The organism is Pseudomonas gebzensis, from assembly GCF_034427815.1.
GTDB lineage: Bacteria > Pseudomonadota > Gammaproteobacteria > Pseudomonadales > Pseudomonadaceae > Aquipseudomonas.
Map to the genome: position 1 here is coordinate 141922 of NZ_JAXQNS010000014.1, position 19642 is coordinate 161563.

Genomic DNA, 19642 nt, shown 5'->3' on the forward strand with positions numbered 1-19642 from the left:
CGCCTTGCGCAAGCCAGTACGGCCCTGGACGTACATCACCAGGAAATGGGCTGCGATTATAGGCCTGCCGCGCGCTGGCGACGAGAGGCCGCAGAGGACGGCACGCGCACGCTTGTCGACCCAGGCGGGCAAGCCCGGACTCACCATGCCACCGGCCGTTTGTCAGCTCGGCCAGGGGGGCGTGGAGTCATCTGCGGCGTGCAACGCTCACACGCAGTGCAGGGCCTGTGCTGTCGGCCACTGTCGTCTACCTTCGAGCAAGCATGGAGAACCCTGATGGCGCGCAATCCTCAACAGCCCGGCCAGCGCGGCGGCACCAAGCAAACCAATGCTGGCAACTTCGCCAACGACCCAGACCGCGCTGCCCGCGCGGGGCAGAAAGGGGGCAAGGCCTCTGGTGGCAATTTTGCCAATGACCCCGAGCGGGCCTCGCGCGCCGGGCGCAAGGGTGGCCAGAACAGCCACCGCGCCAGTGACGCGCAGTAGCCGGCCACGCAATGCCCTAGCCTTTGCTAGGCTGGGTAGAGACCCCACGTGGATCTGGTTCCAGTGGGGTCTTTTCTTTTTCGCCTGAAGGAGAACCACGATGCTTGCATTGACGTACCAAGGCGCAGGTGAAGTGAAGCTGATGTCCGTGCCGGACCCAGTCCTGCTGCACGATGACGATGTTCTGGTGCGGGTGACGCTCACCGGCATCTGTGGCTCCGACTTGCACCTCTACCACGACAAGATTCCCAGCGTCGAGAAGGGCGACATCCTCGGCCACGAGTTCATGGGCACCGTGGTCAAGGTGGGCAGCGCCGTGACGGCGGTGGCCGAAGGCGACCGGGTGGTGGTGCCGTTCATCATTGCCTGCGGTGAATGCTATTTCTGCAAGCAACAGCTCTATGCGGCCTGCGAAGCGACCAACCCCAACCCGGCGATCATCTCAGGCGAACACCCCACCCACAGCGGCGCGGCACTGTTTGGCTATGGGCATTTGTATGGTGGCGTGGCCGGCGGGCAAGCCGAATACGTGCGGGTGCCCAAAGGCAACACCAATGCCTTCAAAGTGCCGGAGGGTATCAGCGATGAAGCCGCGCTGCTGTTGTCCGACACCCTGCCCACGGCCTGGCAGGCCGTGAAGAACGCCCAGATCGGCCCGGGCTCCTCGCTGGCGATCTTCGGCGCCGGTCCCGTCGGCCTGCTGGCCGCCGAGTGCGCCCGGCTGCTGGGCGCCGAGGATATCTACCTGGTCGATGAATACAGCTATCGGCTCAATTTCGCGGTCCAGGCGTACGGTGTGAAGCCGGTCAACTTCTACCACGACCACGACCCCGCCCAGACCATCCTCAAGCAGACCCGCGACATGCGCGGCGTCGATGCGGTGATCGACGCGGTTGGCTTTGAGGCCAGCGGTACCACGCTGGAAGCGGTCATGAACATATTCGGATTCGAGGGCAGTAGCGGCAAGGCGCTGCGCCAGTGCATCGAAACGGTCCGGCGCGGCGGGATCATCAGCGTGGCAGGCATGTATTCGGGCCTGATGCACAGCCTGCAACTGGGCGCTGCGTTCGACAAAGGCCTGTCGTTCCACATGGGCAAGACCCACGTTCACAAGTACCTGCCGGAGCTGTGTGAGCACTTGCTGGCGGGGAATCTGCACCCCGAGCGGCTGATCACCCACCGCTTACCGCTCAAGGATGCGGTATTGGGCTATGAGATGTACGACGAAAAACGCCCAGGCTGCTGCAAGGTGATCCTCAAACTCGATGCTTGACGCGGCGCAGATCACCAGCCGCCCATTGCCGACACCCGGCGGGAAAGCCATTGACGGTTCAGCGGAATAATTTTTTGAATTTCCTTGTTGGGCGCCGATCAACCCTATGTCATCCATGGAGAAGAGGAGGGCCCTTCGATGCCAGCTCCACAGCTTTACATCATCGATTACCGCCTGCACGACCAACAACGCAGCTTCATCATCCGCCTCGAACGCATGGACAACGCTGAGGCGTGGCACTGGGCCAGCTGTGACGCCGGGATCGGCATCATCCCCAAGTTCGGGCGCGAGAAGATTCGCAAGGTCAGCCGGCCCATGGCCGAACGTTATGGGATCACCGAGGTGCACTGGCGCTTGTCCGGGGCGCGCGAAACGCCACCAGGCGGGGCAGGGCGCACCGAGCAGAAACGTGCAGATGGTGAAGATGTGTCCAGCGCCGGGGAATCGGTGGTGTTGGCGTGACGGCACACGCGGTCAGCGCTTTCCACTCCATTGCCTGGTCGTTACACGCCGCTGTTACAGACGTTCTTCGAACTCATGCGTTGGCCTTGAACGGCGCGGCTTCATCGGCTCGATGAAGCGCGCCGTTTTCTGCTAAGAGTCAACGCCTGTGCCGGTCTGACGCACACCCTGGGTGGTAGAATCCACCCGCGCAACTTGCCCCCTCTGTTCTCGACAGCGCGTTTCAGCGCGCATTCGTGTGCGCGCTGATCCAGGGGCGCATCAGGCGGAGGTCACTTGAAGTGCGTGCCGATTGATAACTCCTATGCATCAATCGATGAGAACTTCGCACTAATCGTTTCAAGATGTGTCAGTCATACTCGGGTCTAAAGCGTAACAAGCATCTCAAGAATATCGCTGGAGACTCACCATGCAGGCCTCACCTCCCACCACGGGTAGCGCACGATCGCGCGCCGCCGCTGTGTTTCGCGTTACTTCCGGAAATTTCCTCGAACAATTCGATTTCTTCCTGTTCGGCTTCTACGCCACGCAGATCGCCAAGGCGTTCTTTCCGGCTTCCAGTGAATTTGCCTCATTGATGATGACGTTCGCCGTGTTCGGCGCAGGCTTCCTGATGCGTCCGCTGGGCGCCATCGTGCTGGGTGCTTACATCGATGATGTAGGGCGTCGCAAAGGGCTGATCGTCACGCTGTCGATCATGGCCAGCGGTACATTGCTTATCGTGCTGGTGCCCGGTTACGCCAGCATCGGGCTGTGGGCACCGGCGTTGGTGCTGCTGGGTCGGTTGCTGCAAGGGTTCTCGGCAGGTGCCGAGCTCGGCGGGGTGTCGGTGTATCTTTCCGAAATGGCGACCCCTGGGCGCAAAGGCTTCTATACCAGCTGGCAGTCTGGCAGCCAGCAGGTGGCGATCATCGTCGCGGCAGCCCTGGGTTATGGCCTGAATCAATCGCTGGCGCCCGAGCAGATCAGCGAATGGGGATGGCGCGTACCCTTCGCCGTGGGCTGCATGATCATTCCGTTCATCTTCTTGCTGCGGCGCAACCTTCAGGAAACCGAAACCTTCGCCAAACGCACTCACCGGCCGACCATGAAGCAGGTGCTCGCCACGTTGGCCAGCAACTGGGGTGTGGTCGTGGGCGGCATGTTGATGGTGGCGATGACCACTAGCGCGTTCTACCTGATTACCGTGTACGCGCCGACGTTCGGCAAGACCGTGCTCAACCTGAGCACCACCGATGCGCTGCTGGTCACGCTGCTGGTGGGGGTGTCGAACTTCTTCTGGCTGCCCATTGGCGGCATGCTCAGCGACCGCTTCGGGCGCAAGCCGATGCTGATGGCCATGACCGTACTGACTCTGTTCACCGCGTATCCCGCGCTGTCCTACCTGGCCCACGCCGCAAGCTTCGCGCACATGCTTGAAGTGCTGCTGTGGTTCTCGTTCCTCTATGCCCTTTACAACGGCGCCATGATTCCGGCACTGACCGAAATCATGCCGCCGGAGGTGAAGGTGGCCGGTTTCTCGCTCGCCTACAGCCTGGCCACGGCGCTGTTTGGCGGTTTCACGCCTGCGATGTCGACCTGGCTGATCCACCTGACCGGCGACAAGGCCGCACCGGCCTACTGGGTGACGTTCGCAGCCGGCTGCGCGCTGTGCGCCACGCTGGTGCTGTATCGTCAGTCGACGCTACGCGCCAAGCTTGCCGTCTGAAACATTCACCGCACGCGACCGGGGGTTGCGTGCGGTGGCTTTCATTGCCTAAGGAACTCATCCATGACTGTACGGGTAAAAATGCCACTTGCGGCGCTGTTGCTCAGCGCTTTGGCGCTGAGTAGCGCGGCCGAAGCTGAAACACTCAACGTCATGACCTCCGGCGGGTTCGCTGCAGCCTACGCGCAGCTAGGTCCTCGATTCGCCGCCAAATCTGGCGATACCCTCAACACCCTTTACGGTCCGTCCATGGGCAAGGCGCCGCAGGCTATTCCCAACCGTCTGGCCAACGGCGAGCACGCCGATGTCGTGATCATGGTCGGCTATGCCCTCGATGAGCTGATCAAGCAGGGCAAGGTCGATCCGGCCTCGCGGGTTGAACTGGCCGATTCACGTATCGGCATGTCAGTGAAAGCCGGCGCAGCCAAGCCGTCGATCGCTACCCAGGAGGAACTCAAAGCGGTGCTGTTGAAGGCCAGATCGGTCGCCTACTCCGACAGCGCCAGTGGCGTCTATGTGGAAAAGGAGCTGTTCAAAAAGCTCGGCATACAGGCGCAATTGGCGCCCAAGAGTTCGATGATCGAGCGCACACCCGTGGCTTCGTTGGTCGCCACGGGGGACTATGAACTGGGCTTGCAGCAGGTAGCTGAACTGCTACCCGTGAAAGGCGCAACGTTTGTCGGCAAGATTCCAGAAAATCTCCAGTCAGTGACCCGTTTTTCTGCGGGTATTCCGGTAAACGCTGATCACCCCAGAGAAGCCAAGGCCTTGCTGGACTACCTGTCTTCGCCTGAAGTACAGCCAGCAGTGCAAGCCACCGGCCTGGACTCAGTCTCGCGCTGAATCGGCGCCCATTGCCCTGACACGCGTTTCCAGCTCCAGCGCCGCGGGGGTGAGGGTCCGCCCGCGGCGCTTGATCAGGCCGACATCGCGAAACACCTCGGGCACTACCAGCGGTACGTTCATCAGCAACGGATGATCGCCGATCGGCATGGCAATCGACGGCACTGCCGCTACCCCCAGTCCTGCTTCTACCAGGCCCAGCATGGTCGTGACATGCCGGGTCATGCAGACGCTGGGGCGGGCAGGGCGCAACGTCGACAGCGCCTGGTCCAGCAACAGGCGATTGCCAGAGGTATTGTCCAGGCCGATGTAGTCGTGGGTGAACATCTCTTCCCAGGTCACCTGTTCGCGGCTTGCCAGCAGGTGGTCCTTGCGACAGGCCAGCACATAGCGTTCTCGCAGCAACCGTTCAAAGTCCAGCTCCGGGGCGAGGTTGCCACTGAAACTGAGCCCGAAGTCCGCCTCGCCACTGGCCACCGCCGCGCTGACGTCATTGGCACTGGCGTCGTGCACCTTGACGTTGATGTGCGGATACGCCCGGTGAAAGGCGCTGATTACCGTAGGCATGAAGTAGTAGGCGGTGGAGGGCACGCAGGCGATGGTCACCTTGCCGGTCATCACCGAACTGGTGTCGCCCAGGCTCATCAGCGCGGTATCGACTTCATCGAGGATGCGCTCGGCACGCGGCAGAAAGGCCCGGCCAACGCTGGTCAGATCGACCCGGCGCGTGGTGCGCACGAGCAGCTTCACATTCAGCGCCGTCTCCAGTTTATCGATGCGCCGGCTGAGTGCCGGCTGGGTGATGGAGATCGATTCAGCCGCTTTGCGAAAGCTGCCGTGCTCCACGACAGCGCGAAAGGCCAGCAGGTCGTTGAGGTCGAAGTTGAGGGACATGGAGAGGGCCGTGACAGAGGAGGGGGAAGAGGTCGAGGGCAGTACGTATGGGTGGCTACAGCCGAAGACAGCGGTCGCTGAGCGTTTAAATAGCAATAAATCCATGCATATCAATAAGTTAACTCAACTAAATAGTCATTTAGTCGAGTTGGCTCAGGAACTGGATCAAGGCAGTAGAATAGGGCATGCGGTGAACTGACGGCCAAACTCAGGCTCGTATCTTCCAACATCGTGCATTGGTTTTTCAACAGAGGACGTCAGCATGCCGATCTATTTGTCTGCCGAGGCACAACTCCTGCCTGGCACTGAACTGGTCACTGAAGCCCCAGCGGCACAAGGCCCCTATGCAGTGGTATTCGAAGACGACGGCGATACCGGCTTCTTCTACGCGCTCAATACCGCCAGCGGCGAACAGAACCCCATCCAGGATGCCTTGCACATCTATGATGTGGCACAGATTTCCGATCGCGACAAAGCCTCGCAACTCAAGGTGGGCTGGTCCCAGGACCACCTCAAGGCAGTGTTGCTGATCAACGATTACCCGCATGCCATCTTCGATTTCGAGGCCAAGCGCGGCTATTGCCGCAGCGGATTCCCGCACGCCAGCGGAAACGACTGGTCCAGCGATGGCCACGAATGGACCGATGAAGCACTGCAGTTGTTTGCGTGAGGTTGGCCGGTTGCCAACGCTGTCTACAGCGTTTGAGAAGGACATCAGGTTGATATGAGAAAGCATCTTCAGGCTACCGCCTTGCTGATGGCCGCCGTGTTGCTGCCCGTTGCCGCCGCCATGGCCAGTGACTCTTCAGCCAGCAACACTGGCGAGTGCTACAAAAAAAGGATCTCTACGGCGCCTGGCACACCCATGTAGATGACGCAGCGTCGAACGGGATGGCGTTGTTGGTCCTGGATCCGGCAGGTACGGCCACTGACGTGTTGATGCTCAAGAGTCAGGGCACGCTGGAGAAAATCGTTCAGAAGTCTTCCTGGTCGTACGACGCCGAGCGCAATCTTTTCGAGCAGACGGTCACTGAGATCTCAACCGAGAAAGCCACGTCGGTTGCGGTCGTCACGCATCCGCATGAAACCATCCGCGCATCGATCAGCCTGGTGAAGTTGGGCGATGATGTCATCGGTATCAAATTCACGAAAGATAACGGTGAGGTCATGGGTTATCGCAAAGTCGGTGATGCCATGCGCGAGGCGCTGCTTGGCAAGTAGCTTGGGCTGGGGCGTGTTGGGACGGCGCTGAATGTGCGTTGGAGTGTGGATCGTGAGTGTTGATGGCTGTGTGGGGTTTGTGGGGATGTGGGTGTCAGGGTCGGAAAAGGTTTTCGGTACTCAAGAATGAGGCTCCAAGCGCCTGCGCAGGGATTGGCTGGGATAATGCGCAGTGGCGCATAATGTGTATTATGTTAAATAAGGTGTTAGGTTAGATGGGTTCATAAGGAGCTTGAAGCGTTGACTAGGCTAAAACGCTTCTGGCGTCCACTCTCAACGGGCCATGTCCCTTAGTATTCGTGGCGCGTCATCGAATAGCGTATTCAACGGAAGCTAACCTATAAAGCCGCTGCGCCCAAAATCGTAGAGGTGAAATGATGCGTTAGCGTCGTCCAGGTGATGAGGTCAATAAAATCATGGCCTATCCCATTTCGATAAACCGGTGGCCGTCACACTAGCCATCACGAGCGACTGGCCATCACCCATTGCGAGCACCGTCCCTATAACCCTTGCATCCTCCAGTCTGACAGTCCTTGACCGCTTACCCTCGGTTTGTCAGTCGAGCTGCCCTGAGACGCTCGTCTAAACATCGATTTCCCGCAGCCCCACCATCCAGTGCCTCACGCACAGCCACACCGATCAAGCTTCGCGCATATGCCGCTCTTTGCTTTCCTGTCGCTCCTTCGCCTCGACGCTCAGCGTCGCCGTGGGCCGCAGCAGCAAACGCCGTAATCCAATCGGCTCCCCAGTCTCTGCGCACCAGCCATACTCGCCGCGCGAAATGCGCTCCAGCGCTTCATCGATCTTGTCCAGAAGCTTCTTCTCTCGTTCAAGCAAGCGCAATTGCCACTGGCGCTGCTCCTCGACGGTGCCCAAGTCAGAAGGATCGCTGCTGGGCTCGAACTCTCGCATCAGCTGGAACTCGCTAGATATCCGCTCTTGCAGCTCCGTACGCTGAGCCAACAGCAGGTCTCGGAAGAACCGCTGTTGCGCGGCATCCATGTAATCGTCAGCTGGCAGACTAAGCAGCTCTTGTTCGGTCATATCAATCACTCGCGTTTGAAAATTCTGGAAGGCTACGGGCAGGCGTTGGCAGTGCTCACTGCCACAGCCGTCATGCCAGGCCAGTTGGCCGGACACTTGCGTCGTGGTGGTTGGGCAGCGCAGATAGTGACCGGATCACGCTTGACCGCTTCTGGCTCATCAAGACGCTCCAAGAGCGCAAGGTCTGCCCAGTCTCCCTTTCGCAAATAGCCGCGCGCCTGGATCGACAACAGGTCTGCACCCGCATGACGGGTTCCTTGCACCCGCTGGGCAATGCGCCCTGCTCCACCAGCCCGAACACGCCCGGACATAGATGCCGAACCGGCGTTGACCTATCGAGTGCGGATGCACAAGACCGGTGTTTCTCTGCAAATGTGCGAAGGGATGATCAGGCCCGATCAGATCGATCCGCTCGCTTAACCAAGCCTGCCGCAGGGCATCACGATCCTCTTGTGCGTTGATGGCTGGATCGCATTGGATGAGATTGCCAAGGCTTGCGTAATCTGGCTCATCGATTGACCACGCCTGGGCTGCTTTTCACCACCACCTGGTCGCCCTCTATGACGTTGTAAAAGCAGCTACGCCGCCCGGTGTGGCATGCAGGGCCTACCTGGTCGACGAGCAGCAGCAGAGCATCGCCATCACAGTCCAATCGAATTTCCTTGACGTGCTGCACATTTCCCGAGGTCTCGCCTTTGCGCCAGAGCGCCTTCCGGGAGCGCGACCAGTAGCAGGCTCTGTGGGTGTCCAGGGTTTCCCGCAGAGCCTCTTCGTTCATCCAGGCGAGCATCAGCACTTCTGCGCTGCCGTGCTGCAGGGCGATTGCCGCGATCAGCCCCTGCGGACTCCATGGCACGTGACTGATTACATCATTGAGGGCAAAGCAGGCTCCCGCCTTTGCGCGCTCGAGCTTGAGGAACATGATCTGTGATCCGATACTTTATGACGATGTTATAACATAACACTTCTTTCGACGAGTAGCACTGTCCGGGCCCTATTGGGCCCGGCGCTCATTGAAGGTCAGGGCACAATGCCGTCAGGCTTGGGCAGAGGCGGTATGGCACGCACGAGTTGCCCGATGTGAATCAACGCCGCGCGGATCCTGGCCGGCTCGTTGATGGTGAGGAACTGCAGCATCAGGCCATCCAGGGCGGCAAAAATCGCTGTCGCAGCTTCATTGGCGGTATCCAGCCCCTGCTGCTTCAACGCGTGCTCGACCGTGTTCATGTAGCTCGAATACAGCTGTTCGACCAGCGCGCGCATGTCGGGGCTGCGACGTGAGGCCAGCAACATCTCGAACTGAAACAGGTGCAGCGCCGGGTCACGGGTGATCGACGCAATCAGCGAGTCAGCGAACGTTTCGTCAAAATCCGTGATGCGCTCCAGCCTGGACTCGCGGATCGAGCGCCCTACAGCCCACTCCATGGTGCAGGCCAACAGCCCTTCAATCGAGCCGAAGTGATGGGTGACCAGCGTGTGGTTCACGCCCGCGCGGCCGGCGATCGCGCGGTACGTCACGCCGCGCAAACCTTTTTCCGCGACAACATCAATCGTGGCAGCCATCAATGCTTCTCTGCCCTCGCCGTAAGGCAATCGACACAGTTGCTCCGTCATTTCAACACTCACTGCAGATCCTGAAATTCAAACCGCGCCAGGCACATCCTGAACACGGGTCGCTGGGTGGGTCGCGCCACGCGCAGCCGGGCGGATGGTCTCACAAACCTCTGGAACGAGCACGAAAGCCGCGCCGCGAGCCGGCCCAAGCTTGCAGATTTTCCCGACACGACAACACCCAAAAAGCGCGCACAAAGGCCATTGACGGCAAAACTATACAGACGTAGAGTTCCTCTCGTAATCGCGTTGCCCCACTCGGGTATGGAGCTACCGAAACTTCAGGCGATAGCCCAGACGTGCGGGCGTGCCAAGCCGCTACCCATAACAACCATCCATAACAACAAGGCATATAAATCATGGCTACAACGCTGACTTCTACCCAAGATTTCGTCCCAGAAAGCGAATGGCCTTCGGTCTCGGTGATGCTGGACGGCTTCGGCAAACAGACCCTTGCCAGCTCGCCAAAACTCGCTGGCACCACCCTCGCGGTGGCTGATGAGCACGGCAACTCCGTGGACTACACGTTCCACGATGAGGCCTCGCTGAGCTGGTCCCAAGGCGATGCGCACAAGCACCCCAATGGCTCAGCGGGCTACAAAGCCATTGAGGCACGCACCGGTATTTTCATCATCGACTTCGTGCGCGGCGCGGGCCATGCCTGCGAGAACGTCACGATCATTCTCGATCAGAACACCGGCGCGGTGACCACCGGTATTTCCCGCCTTATCGAGGTTGCCGGCGAAGTGCGCGGTACCACTGACTTCTCCTACGCCAACGTCAGTGGCCAACAGACCACCCACGCCCGTACGGACGAGCTGGTCGGCAAGCGGATCTTCTACCGCTACAGCGATATCGAAACCTATGAACACATTTACCTGAACCTCGGCACCTTCACCTGGCACTGCCTGCGCGGTGGCGAAGTGGGCCTGGCCGATACCGACCACTGCAAAGCCTGGAAAGTCGCCGAAGACCTCTACATCTTCTTCTGGACTGAGAAAGTCATGACCATCGAAGCGGTACTGCTGGTCGATCTCGAGCAGGAACGGTCGATCGGTCGGATGTTCGGTTGGGATGGCACGCTCTGCACCGAGCTCATCCTGCCCTTCAACTCGCGTCTGAGCGTATTGAACACCACCGTCTATCCCGGCGACGTGTCCAAAGCCTGACAGCCCTCGCCAACCCCTGAACAGTTGAACTGAAGCCCTTCCTGTATACCCATCGGCATATGGACCACTCTGCTGCCCACCGCTAATTTCTCCCCATCGTTCTTGCCCTGAACAACAAGGAGAAAAACCATGGGACGCCTTGCTGGAAAAGTTGCTCTGATCACTGGTGGCGCGGGCGGTTGTGGCCTGGCGGCATCGGAGTTGTTCGCGCGGGAAGGCGCCAAGGTCGCCATTCTCGACCTGCCCCACAGCGACGGCGCCAACGTTGCCGAGCGCATCAATGCCGAAGGCGGCAGCGCTGTATTCATCGCCACCGACGTCTCCAATGCCGCTCAGGTGCAGACTGCCGTTACCCAGGTACAGCAGCATTTCGGCCCCGTCACGGTGCTGCTGAACCACGCCGGCACCCTCCACGTCGGGCCCTTTCTGGACACCCGGGAAGATGACTGGGACCGGCTGATGTCGATCAACGTCAAAAGCATGTTCCTGGTCACCCGTGCGGTGTTGCCCGGCATGATCGCGGCCGGCGGCGGCAGTATTGTCTGCACCTCATCGATCTCCGGCGTAGTCGGCACTCCGATGGAAGTTCTGTACTGCACCAGCAAAGGCGCGTGCCACATGTTTGCACGCGCCATTTCGGTGGAATTCCGCGACCGCAATATCCGCAGCAACGCCATTTGCCCAGGCTTTATCGGCACCGCCCACGGCCGCCGTGAGCTGGAGTTGCTGCGCGAGCACGGCACTCATATTTCCGATGACATGCTACAGAGCATGCAAGGCCGACTGTGCGACCCGAGTGAAGTGGCGCGCACTGCGCTGTTCCTGGCCAGCGACGACTCAAGTTTCGTCAACGGTACGCACCTGTTCGTCGATAACGGCTACACCGCCGCCTGATCCGCACGAGCCCGCGCATGCGCTGATAAAAAAGCGCGGCTCCTCAATACCTGTACTGCCCAAAACAAAACCTACAACACGTCGGCAAGAAGGAACACTGTATGGAGATCGAAAGCAGAAGCGTCGAATTCATTCCCGGGAACGAACGCTATGGGTCCCCCGCGCGGCTCTTCACCATCTGGTGCAGTGCGAACATGCAGGTCACCACCATGGTGATCGGTGCTCTGGGCATCGTTGCGGGGCTGAACCTGGGCTGGACATTCATCGGCCTGATCCTGGGCAACCTGATCGGCTCGATTTTCATGGCGGCGCACTCGGCGCAAGGCCCGCACCTGGGCATTCCGCAAATGATCCAGAGCCGCGCGCAGTTCGGCGTGGTTGGCGCCGGGTTGCCGCTTGCCATTGTGGTGCTGGCCTACATCCTGTTCACGGCCGCCAACGGCGTCGTGATGCGGGACTCGATCAAGGCGGTGGTGCCCGTTTCGGACAACGACGCGATCATCCTGTTCGGGGTACTGACGCTGATCGTCGGCTACGTGGGGTACGAGTTGATCCACCGGATCGGCGTGTGGATGAGCATCCTCTCGGGGGTTATTTTCGCGTTGGCCGCCTTCATCGTGCTGCGTCATGGATTGCCGGAGGGGGTCTGGCAGGTGTCGGGTGGCACGTTCAAGTTCGCCACGTTCTGTTTGGTGGTCACCCAGGCCGCCTCCTGGACGCTGGGCGCCGGCCCTTATGTCGCGGATTATTCACGCTACCTGCCGACCAGCACCCCGACCCGCTCGACGTTCTGGTACAGCTACCTGGGCATCGTCGTCGGCTCTTCGGTGGTGATGCTGCTCGGCGCTGTGATGGCCAGCGCGGCCATGGATGTGATTGCCGACCCGGGCAGTGCCATTGCGCGGTTGTTCCCGGGGTACGAGACGTTGGCCTATTACGTCATCATCATCGGTGTGCTCGAGTGGAACGTGATGAACCTGTACAGCTCGTACATGTCGACCACCACCATCTTCACCGGCTTCAAAGGCACCGTACGCATCGGCAAGCTGGCCAAGTTCATCATCATGGCCATCGTGGCGGTGATCGTGACGTGGATCGCCATTGCCGCCCAATACAACTTCGGCGCGTATTTCAGCGATATCCTGATCGGCCAGGTGTATGTCCTGGTGCCGTGGAGCGCGATCAACCTGGCGGACTACTACTGGGTGCGCAAAGGCCGCTACAGCGTGGCCGCGATGTACGACGTCAATGGCATCTACGGCAAGATCAACTGGAACACGCTGATGATCTATGCGGTAGCCGTCCTGATTCAGATACCGTTCATGGAGCTGTCATTCTACAAAGGGCCGATTGCCCACATGATCGGCACAGACATCTCCTGGCTGCCCGGGCTGGTCATTCCTGGCGTGCTGTACTACGTCGTCAATCGCAAGAAGCAGCTGCACCTCACGGCGTTTGAAACCCCCTCCTCGTTTGCCGCCAACCTCTCCCCGCTCAAAGGGGCCTAAGCCAGACCTTGCCGACCGAGCGGCGCCCGCCGCTCGGTACCCAATGGCGTACGATGCCCGGTTCAGCGCCCGCATGCTCAAGTGCACCTGGATAAGCGCTGATCTGCGGGGGGCGCTGAACGGGGCGCGGCGAAAGACCTGGCGACAGGCCAGTGTCCGTTGCAAACGCTTCTGGTATGTTTTGCAGGCGCGTCATTTCGGCGGGCCGCGTACGGCACAAAGCAGCGAACGACATGAGCACTGAACGTCAAGACGTGTGGTCCACCGGAGAATCGAGATGAACAGCCAGGACGCCAATGTCGTGGCAAAGCTGATCGCCGCCATTGGTCACCCGCACCTGGGCAAGTGCCTCTGTGCGGTGCTCGATGGCACGGTCAGTTTCGACATGAGTTGCCTGTACCTGTTCCGCTTCGATCAACCTGCCGAGCTGCTGCATAACGGTTACAACGGCCAAGTGTCGGCACGTACGCTCGATGCCTACAGCCGAGGCGGCTATCTGCTCGATCCATTCTATGTGGCAAGTACCCACCGCCATCCGGGTGGCCTCTGGCGCATGAGCGATCTGGCGCCCGACAGTTTCTTTTATTCGGGTTTTGCAATTTCCCCGGACTTACACCCTTGCGTGTCATCTACCCACGGCACCTCGATCGATGAAATTGGCTATATCGTGCATCTGCAGGCCCGTGCAGCGCTGGTGTTCAGCGTGATGAAATCGCACAAGCGCGGAGCCTTCACTGACAGCGAGGTCGAGTACTTGCAGGCCGTGGCGCCGGTGATTCGTGCCGTGCTGGAGCACCATGGCCGGCAGTTGCCCCATCAACTGGACAGCACCGATGTGGACAGCAAGCTGGAAAGTGCGTTTGTCGGCGCTTTGGGCCAACTCACCGAAGCCCAGCGCTACATTGCCAAGCTGCTGTTGCAAGGTCACAGCAATGCCTCGATCGCACGTCAGCTGAGTATTTCCGAAGGCACAGTGAAGGTGCACAAGCACAACCTCTACCAGCGCTTGGAGATTTCCAGTCACGCCGAGCTGTTTCGTCTGTTCATTGGGTACATCGCGCAGACCGCCCGCTGAGGCGTCGGCGTTGCCGCCAGCGTTACTCCCCAGACGGTTCGTACAACCGCACATCCTCGGCATCCACCGCCCTGGGCAGCAGCCCTTCACGCCAGAACGCATCGGCAATGCGCTGCTGCTCGGCCAGGTTCTCGCGCTTGACCGGCTGCACGTCATAGCTGCGCCGGGCATTGGCCTGCTGAACCGTGGCACTGTCGAGATTGCCCCACAGGGGCCCGAGGATGCCCGCCGCGTCGGCCGGATTGGCCTTGGCCCAGGCTCCCGCTTCGCGCAACGCCAGGTAGACCTGCTGCAGCACCTGTGGATGAGCCTGGGCGTACTCGCTGCCGGCCAGGTAATAGCGCTGGTAGCTGGCAAGGCCGCTGCCATCGGCCAGAATCCGCGCGCCTTGCTGGCGCTGGGCACTGGCCACGTAGGGGTCCCAGGTCACCCAGGCATCGACCTTGTGGTTCTCGAACGCGGCCCGGCCGTCGGCGGGGATCAAGTAGGCCGGGGTGATGTCCTTGAAGGTCAACCCGGCCTTGGCCAACGCCTGAATCAGCAGGTAGTGGCTGCCGGCCGCTTTGGTCACGGCCACGCGCTTGCCTTTGAGGTCGGCGAGCGTCTTGAGTGGCGAGTCGGCGGACACCAGGATCGCCTGCGCCGTTGGCGAAGGTGCCTCACGGGCGAAATAGGTCAGCTTGGCCCCGGCCGCCTGAGTGAACACCGGCACGGTATCGGCCACATCGGCCGAGAGGTCGACATTGCCCAGGTTGAGCGCCTCCAGCAGCGGCAGCCCGCTGGGAAACTCGTGCCAGGAAATCCGAACGCCCTCAGCCTTGAGGCGTTGTTCGAGACTGCCCTGAGCCTTGAGCAGGGTCAGCAAGGTCGAGGACTTCTGATAACCGATGCGCAAGGTCTGTTCGGCGCTGGCCAGGCCGGGCAGCAAGGCACTGGTCAACAGCGCCAGGGCAAGGTGGCGCAGGGGTGTGAATGCCATTTCAGGGTCTCCGGGTTCAGGGTTGCACGGCCAGCTTGGCGTCGCTCGGCACGCTGAAGCCGCTGGCGAAGGTGGGCGCTACGTCGAGGCGTTGGTTGATCAAGCCGTGGGCTTGATAGAAGTCTGCCGTGGCCTGTTGTTCGGCCACCGTTTGCGGGTCGATGACCGCCCAGCGCAGTTGGCGGCGCTCGAACTGCAGACGGGCGGCGTCTTGCGGGAAGCCAATGATGGCGGCGAGGGTTTTCGAGTAGCTGTCCAGGTGCTGGTTGGCCCAACGCTGCGCGCCGGCCAGTCGCTTGAGGTAGTCCTGAAGCGCAGCGCGGCGTGCGGCATCGCCCAGGGCCTGATCGGTGGCCGCGAGAAAACTGTTGCCACTGGACAGCCCGCGGCCGTTGACCAGCACCCTGCCCTGGCCGCTCAGCTCGGCCAGCGCAGTGTAGGGCTCCCAGGTTGACCAGGCATCCACCGAGCCACTGGCCAGGGCGATCTTGGCGTCCACCGGGCCCAGAAACCGAAATTCGACGTCTTTCTCAGTGAGGCCGGCCTGGTCCAGCGCCTTGAGCGCCAGGTGGTGGCCAATCGAGCCGCGACCGGTGGCGATGCGCTTGCCCTTGAGGTCCGCTGCGCTGTGCAGGGGCGCATCGGGGCGCACCAGCAGCGCCGTGCCATAGGCATCGGACTTGTCCACGGCAATGGCCTTCACCGGCGCCCCCGAGGCCAGCACGAACAACAGCGGCGCATCGCCGATGATGCCGGCATCAATCGCGCCAGCGTTCAGGGCTTCGGCCAACGGCGCTGCGGCCGGAAATTCGGCCCAGTGGATGTCGTAAGGTAGATCGCGCAGGGCATCGGCAGCTTCAAGTTGCGCACGCATGTTGCCCTTCTGGTCACCGATACGCAGTGTCAGTCGCTCAGCGGCAGCCACTTGGCCTGCAAACAACAGCACCGCCGCCCAGAGCAGCACCTTGGAATGAACGGACATAACCTTCCTCGCGATGGCGGGCAGCCTCATGCAGCCCTGCGAGACGACTCTAACGGGTCGCTGTCTATAAATTAAATTCATTAAAGTAATAACCTAATATGCATTTATCGATTAGGTACATCATGAGGTGGCATCACCTGCCAACTGGATTATGCTGATCGCTTATTTTCCGTTATGGCCTCAAGAGCGCTGATGATGAAAATCGATGATATGGACGCGTTCGTCGCGGTCATCCGTTGCCAGTCCACCAACCTCGCAGCCGAAGCCCTGCACCTGACGCAACCGGCCATCAGCCGGCGGGTGCAGAACTTCGAGGACGACCTGGGTGCCACCCTCCTCGACCGCAACACCAAACCGCTCAAACCCACTGCCATGGGCCTGCGGGTCTACGCGCAGTGCAAGGCGATCCTGCGCGAGATCGACACGCTGCATGGGCTGGTCGCCAACGCGGGTGCGCCGTCGGGCACCTTGCGCCTGGGCGTGCCGCAGACACTCGGCGATGTGGTCCTGCTCGAGACCCTGGCGCAGATTCGCAGCACCTACCCGCAGTTGCGCACCCAGGTCAGCAATGGCTGGGGCAGTAGCCTGGTGGCGCGAATGGAAAACGCTGAGCTGGACGCTGCGGCCGCGCTGTTTCCACCGGGCAAGACCTTCCCCGAAGGCATTGCCAGCCAGGCGATTGCCCGCATGCCGCTCAAGGTGGTGGCGGCCAAGGGCAGCGTCGGCAAGCGCAGCGGCAAGCTCAGGGACTGCGCCCCTCTCGGCTGGGTGCTCAACCCCGATGGCTGCGGCTTTCGCGCCGGGCTGCAGCGGGCATTGAGCGAACAGGGGCTCGGCCTTTCGATCAACCTGGAAACCTTCGGCATCGAGCTGCAACTGGGGCTGGTCGCCGATGGCCAGGGCCTGGGCCTGGTGCCGGAACCGCTGTTGCAGAGCAGCCGCCATTTCGAGGCGCTGGACGTGATCGCCGTCAGTGACTTCAAGCCGCAGGTGGAACTGTGCGTGTTCCACCCCCGCTATCTGGGCAACCTGCAGGAGCCTGTAGCGCTGTTTGCCGAGGTGGTGCAGCGGCGTTTGCCAGGCTGAGCGGCAAGGCACGCTTTAAATGCATAGAGAGCATATTGGCAGTCGCTACGTATGCACACGGAAACTATTAGCTTAGAACCACAAAGCCTTTTACAGCCATCGTTCCTGCGCATACGGTCTTGAACCGCTTACCGTATTCCGGGATGAAATCCATGAGTCACCTTGCACACAGCACACGGCGCGCACAGGTCAGCCGCCAGGAGTGGGAGGTGCGCGTCAAGCTGGCGGCTGCCTACCGCTTGGCCGCCTTGCTGCGCTGGACCGACCACATCTACACGCACTTTTCGGCCCGCGTCCCTGGGCCGGACGAGCACTTTCTGATCAACGCCTACGGCCTGCTGTTCGACGAAATCAGCGCGTCGAACCTGGTCAAGGTGGATGTCGATGGCACGATCATCGACGATCCGCTCGGGCTTGGCATCAACCAGGCCGGCTATGTGATCCACAGCGCCATCCACCGCGCCCGCCCCGACCTGACCGCCGTTCTGCACACCCATACCCGCGACGGTGCGGCCGTTTCGGCGCAGCGCGAGGGCCTGCTGCCGATCTCGCAGCACGCGTTGGCTTATTACAGCCGGGTGGCGTACCACGACTACGAAGGCGTGGCGCTCGACCTGGATGAGCAGCAACGGTTGGTCGCCAACCTTGGCACTAGCAACATCCTCATCTTGCGCAATCACGGGTTGCTCACCGGCGGCGTCAGTGTGGAGCACGCCTTTCGCGAGCTGCACGGTCTTGAGCGTGCCTGCGCCATTCAGGTCGCGGCGCAGGCCGGCGGCAATGCCCAACTGCTGCACGCATCACCGGCTGCAATCGCCAAGGTGCATGAGCAGGCCCAGCACTTTTGCGCCGGTGACGGTGAGGGCGTGGCACGCCACTGGGCGGCGTTGATCCGCCAGCTGGACCGCGAAGGCCTGGATTATCAGCAGTGATGCGAAAAGCAGCGCGCCCTCCACCAGGCCCGCGCACACCACCACGGTGCCGTTCAGGCAGAAGGATTCAAGCATGAGCAAACGACAGATGCACTTCGGCGCGATGATCCATGGCGTCGGTCATGGCTGGGGGGAATGGCGTCATCCCGAGGCGCTGGCCGATGCCAGCGTCAACCTCGGCTTCTACCAGCAACAGGCGCAGTTGGCGGAAGCGGCGAAATTCGATTTCGCCTTCATTGCCGACAGCTTGCACATCCACACCCGCTCCAGCCCGCACTACCTCAACCGCTTCGAGCCGCTGACCCTGCTCTCGGCCCTGGCCGCCAGCACGCACCACATCGGGCTGGTGGCGACGGTGACGGTCAGCTATACCGAGCCCTTCCAGGTGGCGCGCCAGCTGGCCTCGCTGGACCTGATCAGCGGCGGGCGCGCGGGCTGGAATGTGGTCACCTCATGGCTGTCAGGCACTGCCGACAATTTCAGCAAGGCCGAGCACCCGCCACATCCGGTGCGTTACCGCATCGCCCGCGAGCATGTCGAGGTGGTGCAGGGTTTGTGGGATTCGTGGGAAGACGACGCCTTCACCCGCAACAAGCAGACCGGCGAGTTCTTCGACCCCGACAAGCTGCACACCCTTGGCCACCAAGGTGAATTCTTCAAGGTCAAGGGCCCGCTGAACATCCAGCGCTCGCCCCAAGGCCAACCGCTGATCTTCCAGGCCGGCGTATCCGAAGACGGGCGTCACTTCGCCGCACAGACGGCCGATGCGATCTTCCTGCTCCCCGAGACCTTCGAAGATGCCCACGCCTATTATCAAGACCTCAAGCAACGCGCCAAGCGACACGGGCGCAACCCGGACGCGCTGTTCATCCTCCCCGGCATTCGCCCCATCGTCGGCCGTGACGCGGCTGAGGTAGAGCGGCGCTACCAGCAGGCCGTCGAGCTGGTGAGCATCGAAGATGCCCTGGTGGCACTGGGGCGGCCGTTCAACGACTATGACTTCAGCGTACACGCGCTGGACGCCCCCTTCCCTGACCTCGGCAGCCTCGGCGACAACAGCCACAAAGGCACCGCCGACCAGCTCAAGCGGCTGGCGCGCGATGAGCAACTGACCTTGCGCCAGCTGGCGTTGCGCTTCTCCCAGCCGCGACGCGACTTTACCGGCACCCCAGCGCAGGTGGCCGACGCCCTGCAACACTGGTTCGAGCATGGCGCCGCCGATGGTTTCATCATCAATTCGCTGCTGCCCGACGGCCTGGCGTACTTCACCGAGCTGGTGGTGCCCGAGCTGCAGGCCCGGGGCCTGGCGCGCCGGGACTATCCGGGCAGGACCTTGCGCGACTCGTTCGGCCTGAGCGTGCCGGGCAATCGTCATACGCTGCGGCGGACCGAAGCCGGGGTGGCCTGAGTACGTCGATCGCCGCCCGGTTGGGCGGCGATCGCCCCATGCAGGCGTGGCCGACACACCCCGGCGG

Annotated in this window: 20 protein-coding genes; 14 read left to right on the forward strand and 6 right to left on the reverse strand. The window is 61.3% G+C overall.

Features of this window, described 5'->3' with window-relative positions; genetic code table 11:
- The first annotated feature begins 276 nt into the window (after nucleotides 1-276).
- The 5 genes from SJI00_RS22025 to SJI00_RS22045 all read left to right on the forward strand — a co-directional run bounded on the left by SJI00_RS22025 (nucleotide 277) and on the right by SJI00_RS22045 (nucleotide 4772).
- Nucleotides 277-486 carry a con-10 family general stress protein gene (locus tag SJI00_RS22025; RefSeq protein ID WP_322463799.1) on the forward strand — a complete coding sequence of 70 codons (210 nt, stop codon included), beginning with the start codon at nucleotides 277-279 and terminating at the stop codon, nucleotides 484-486.
- A 100-nt stretch (nucleotides 487-586) separates the two neighbouring features.
- On the forward strand, nucleotides 587-1759 hold the full coding sequence (locus tag SJI00_RS22030) for a zinc-dependent alcohol dehydrogenase (RefSeq protein ID WP_322463800.1): 1173 nt from the start codon (nucleotides 587-589) through the stop codon (nucleotides 1757-1759).
- Nucleotides 1760-1897: 138 nt separating this feature from the next.
- The gene (locus SJI00_RS22035) at nucleotides 1898-2221 is read left to right on the forward strand and encodes a DUF6555 family protein (RefSeq protein WP_322463801.1); all 324 of its coding nucleotides are present in this window, start codon (nucleotides 1898-1900) and stop codon (nucleotides 2219-2221) included.
- A gap of 409 nt (nucleotides 2222-2630) precedes the next feature.
- Nucleotides 2631-3929, forward strand: a complete 1299-nt coding sequence (locus SJI00_RS22040; protein WP_322463802.1) for an MFS transporter — start codon at nucleotides 2631-2633, stop codon at nucleotides 3927-3929.
- A 63-nt stretch (nucleotides 3930-3992) separates the two neighbouring features.
- Entirely contained in the window at nucleotides 3993-4772 is a 780-nt protein-coding gene (locus SJI00_RS22045) for a substrate-binding domain-containing protein (RefSeq protein ID WP_322463803.1), read from the forward strand.
- On the opposite strand, the gene SJI00_RS22050 is transcribed toward SJI00_RS22045, so the two are convergent.
- Nucleotides 4758-5666 (reverse strand): LysR family transcriptional regulator, encoded by a 909-nt coding sequence (locus tag SJI00_RS22050; protein WP_322463804.1) that lies wholly within the window; start codon nucleotides 5664-5666, stop codon nucleotides 4758-4760. The two genes, SJI00_RS22045 and SJI00_RS22050, sit on opposite strands and share 15 nt — an antisense overlap.
- 262 nt (nucleotides 5667-5928) lie before the next feature.
- Here SJI00_RS22050 and SJI00_RS22055 point away from each other — a divergent pair, with 262 nt between their 5' ends.
- Together SJI00_RS22055 and SJI00_RS22060 are read left to right on the forward strand one after the other, a co-directional pair.
- Complete coding sequence (locus SJI00_RS22055; RefSeq protein WP_322463805.1) at nucleotides 5929-6336, forward strand: DUF2251 domain-containing protein; 408 nt, start codon at nucleotides 5929-5931, stop codon at nucleotides 6334-6336.
- A gap of 221 nt (nucleotides 6337-6557) precedes the next feature.
- The gene (locus SJI00_RS22060) at nucleotides 6558-6887 is read left to right on the forward strand and encodes a hypothetical protein (RefSeq protein ID WP_322463806.1); all 330 of its coding nucleotides are present in this window, start codon (nucleotides 6558-6560) and stop codon (nucleotides 6885-6887) included.
- 639 nt (nucleotides 6888-7526) lie between these two features.
- On the opposite strand, the gene dksA is transcribed toward SJI00_RS22060, so the two are convergent.
- The 3 genes from dksA to SJI00_RS22075 form a co-directional block, all read right to left on the reverse strand.
- Nucleotides 7527-7931, reverse strand: coding sequence for an RNA polymerase-binding protein DksA (gene dksA / locus SJI00_RS22065; protein ID WP_322463807.1), 405 nt, complete (start codon nucleotides 7929-7931; stop codon nucleotides 7527-7529).
- A 508-nt stretch (nucleotides 7932-8439) separates the two neighbouring features.
- On the reverse strand, nucleotides 8440-8853 hold the full coding sequence (hisI, locus tag SJI00_RS22070; RefSeq protein WP_322463808.1) for a phosphoribosyl-AMP cyclohydrolase: 414 nt from the start codon (nucleotides 8851-8853) through the stop codon (nucleotides 8440-8442).
- 98 nt (nucleotides 8854-8951) lie between these two features.
- Nucleotides 8952-9557, reverse strand: a complete 606-nt coding sequence (locus SJI00_RS22075) for a TetR/AcrR family transcriptional regulator (RefSeq protein ID WP_322463809.1) — start codon at nucleotides 9555-9557, stop codon at nucleotides 8952-8954.
- Between the two features lie 344 nt (nucleotides 9558-9901).
- On the opposite strand from SJI00_RS22075, the gene SJI00_RS22080 reads away from it, so the two are divergent.
- The 4 genes from SJI00_RS22080 to SJI00_RS22095 all read left to right on the forward strand — a co-directional run bounded on the left by SJI00_RS22080 (nucleotide 9902) and on the right by SJI00_RS22095 (nucleotide 14188).
- Nucleotides 9902-10711 carry a MoaF C-terminal domain-containing protein gene (locus tag SJI00_RS22080; RefSeq protein ID WP_322463810.1) on the forward strand — a complete coding sequence of 270 codons (810 nt, stop codon included), beginning with the start codon at nucleotides 9902-9904 and terminating at the stop codon, nucleotides 10709-10711.
- Nucleotides 10712-10840: 129 nt separating this feature from the next.
- Nucleotides 10841-11605, forward strand: a complete 765-nt coding sequence (locus SJI00_RS22085) for an SDR family NAD(P)-dependent oxidoreductase (protein WP_322463811.1) — start codon at nucleotides 10841-10843, stop codon at nucleotides 11603-11605.
- A gap of 101 nt (nucleotides 11606-11706) precedes the next feature.
- A complete protein-coding gene (locus SJI00_RS22090; RefSeq protein ID WP_322463812.1) occupies nucleotides 11707-13113 on the forward strand; it encodes a purine-cytosine permease family protein in 1407 nt (468 codons plus the stop codon).
- 277 nt (nucleotides 13114-13390) lie between these two features.
- Entirely contained in the window at nucleotides 13391-14188 is a 798-nt protein-coding gene (locus SJI00_RS22095; RefSeq protein WP_322463813.1) for a helix-turn-helix transcriptional regulator, read from the forward strand.
- Nucleotides 14189-14210: 22 nt separating this feature from the next.
- On the opposite strand, the gene SJI00_RS22100 is transcribed toward SJI00_RS22095, so the two are convergent.
- The gene (locus SJI00_RS22100; RefSeq protein WP_322463814.1) at nucleotides 14211-15167 is read right to left on the reverse strand and encodes an aliphatic sulfonate ABC transporter substrate-binding protein; all 957 of its coding nucleotides are present in this window, start codon (nucleotides 15165-15167) and stop codon (nucleotides 14211-14213) included.
- A 16-nt stretch (nucleotides 15168-15183) separates the two neighbouring features.
- On the reverse strand, nucleotides 15184-16149 hold the full coding sequence (locus SJI00_RS22105) for an ABC transporter substrate-binding protein (RefSeq protein ID WP_322463815.1): 966 nt from the start codon (nucleotides 16147-16149) through the stop codon (nucleotides 15184-15186).
- A 195-nt stretch (nucleotides 16150-16344) separates the two neighbouring features.
- Between SJI00_RS22105 and SJI00_RS22110 the strand changes: the two genes are divergently transcribed.
- The 3 genes from SJI00_RS22110 to SJI00_RS22120 all read left to right on the forward strand — a co-directional run bounded on the left by SJI00_RS22110 (nucleotide 16345) and on the right by SJI00_RS22120 (nucleotide 19575).
- Nucleotides 16345-17235, forward strand: coding sequence for a LysR family transcriptional regulator (locus SJI00_RS22110; protein WP_322463816.1), 891 nt, complete (start codon nucleotides 16345-16347; stop codon nucleotides 17233-17235).
- A gap of 143 nt (nucleotides 17236-17378) precedes the next feature.
- Nucleotides 17379-18167: a class II aldolase/adducin family protein gene (locus SJI00_RS22115; RefSeq protein WP_322463817.1), complete on the forward strand. Its 789-nt coding sequence runs from the start codon at nucleotides 17379-17381 to the stop codon at nucleotides 18165-18167.
- 73 nt (nucleotides 18168-18240) lie between these two features.
- Complete coding sequence (locus SJI00_RS22120; RefSeq protein ID WP_322463818.1) at nucleotides 18241-19575, forward strand: LLM class flavin-dependent oxidoreductase; 1335 nt, start codon at nucleotides 18241-18243, stop codon at nucleotides 19573-19575.
- Nucleotides 19576-19642: the final 67 nt, after the last annotated feature.